Origin of the sequence: Spirillospora sp. NPDC048819, assembly GCF_040650055.1 — a bacterium.
Taxonomy (GTDB): Bacteria; Actinomycetota; Actinomycetes; order Streptosporangiales; family Streptosporangiaceae; genus Spirillospora.
The window spans coordinates 1-1,439 of record NZ_JBEZGN010000100.1; the positions used below are offsets into that span (position 1 = coordinate 1).

Consider the following 1,439-nt stretch of genomic DNA (forward strand, 5'->3'; position numbering starts at 1 on the left):
TGGCCACGTCCAGGTAGGTGGTGTATGAGAAGGCCACCTCGCGATCTATTGACTACTTAAGCACCGATTGCCTCAATTGTCATATCGGCATCATCAGTGTCGGCTTGTTGTCCGACTTTCTGGCAGGCGGTCAGGATTTCCACTCCCATGTAGCGGCGTTGCTCGGTCCATTCGTCGTTCTGCTCGGCCAGGACGGCGCCGACGAGGCGGACGATGGCGGTGCGGTCGGGGAAGATGCCGACCACGTCGGTGCGGCGGCGGATCTCTTTGTTGAGGCGTTCCTGGGGGTTGTTGCTCCAGATCTGGCGCCAGACGGCTTTGGGGAAGGCGGCGAACGCCAGGATGTCGTCGCGGGCGGTGTCCAGGTGCCCGGCGGCGGCGGGGAACTTGGCCTCCAGCGCCGCGACGACCTGGCGATGCTGGGCGAACACTGCGTCGGCGTCGGGCTGCTCGAAGATGGTGCGCACCAGCGTGGCCACCCACGGCTGCGCCGACTTGGGGACACGCGAGGCCAAATTGCGGTGGTAGTGGGCCCGGCACCGCTGCCAGGACGCGCCCGGCAGCGTGGCGGCGATCGCGTCCCGCAGCCCGGCGTGGCAGTCGGAGATCACCATCTTCACCCCCGACAGGCCGCGGGCGATCAGACCGCGCAGGAACCCCAGCCACCCGGCGCCGTCCTCGGACGACACGACATCGACGCCGAGGATCTCCCGATGCCCGTCGGCGCCCACACCGGTGGCGATCAGTACGTGCACCGTCACCGTCCGGCCGCCCTCGCGCACCTTCTGCGTCAGCGCGTCGATCCAGCAGAACGTGTACGGGCCGGCGTCCAGCGGACGGCCCCGGAAGTCGGCCACCATCTCGTCCAGCTCCCGGGCCATGACGCTGACCTGCGACTTCGACAGCCGGGTGACGCCCAGCTGCTCGGCGAGCTTCTCCACCCGCCGGGTCGAGACGCCCAGCAGGTAGCTGGTGGCGACCACACTGGCCAGCGCCCGCTCAGCCCGCCGACGCCGCTCCAGCAGCCACTCGGGGTAGTACGACCCGGTCCGCAGCTTGGGCACCGCCAGCTCGATCGTCCCCGCCCGGGTGTCCCACTCGCGCCGCCGATACCCGTTGCGCGAGTTCATCCGCTCCGCGCTGACCTCGCCATAGCCGGCCCCGCACAGCGTCTCGACCTCGGCATCCATCATCCGCTGCGCCATCTGCCGCACCATCGTGCGCAGCAGGTCCGGCGACGCCGACGCCAGGGTCTGTTCGAACTCCTCGCCAACAACCGGCACAATGTCGTTCACGGCCACTTCGTTCCCTTCGTCTGAGTCTTGGTCGACTTCGAAGGATCACGAGGTGGCCGTCTCACGTCACGGGGACTCGCCCATCACGACACGAACAGGTCATAGGTCACACAGACCCCATACACCACTCTCATGGACGTGAAC

General features: G+C 67.7%; 1 protein-coding gene. It reads right to left on the minus strand.

Features of this window, described 5'->3' with window-relative positions; translation table 11 throughout:
* Positions 1-56: 56 nt before the first annotated feature.
* Positions 57-1,286: an IS256 family transposase gene (locus AB0C35_RS45995; RefSeq protein WP_358471007.1), complete on the minus strand. Its 1,230-nt coding sequence runs from the start codon at positions 1,284-1,286 to the stop codon at positions 57-59.
* Positions 1,287-1,439 lie beyond the last annotated feature (153 nt).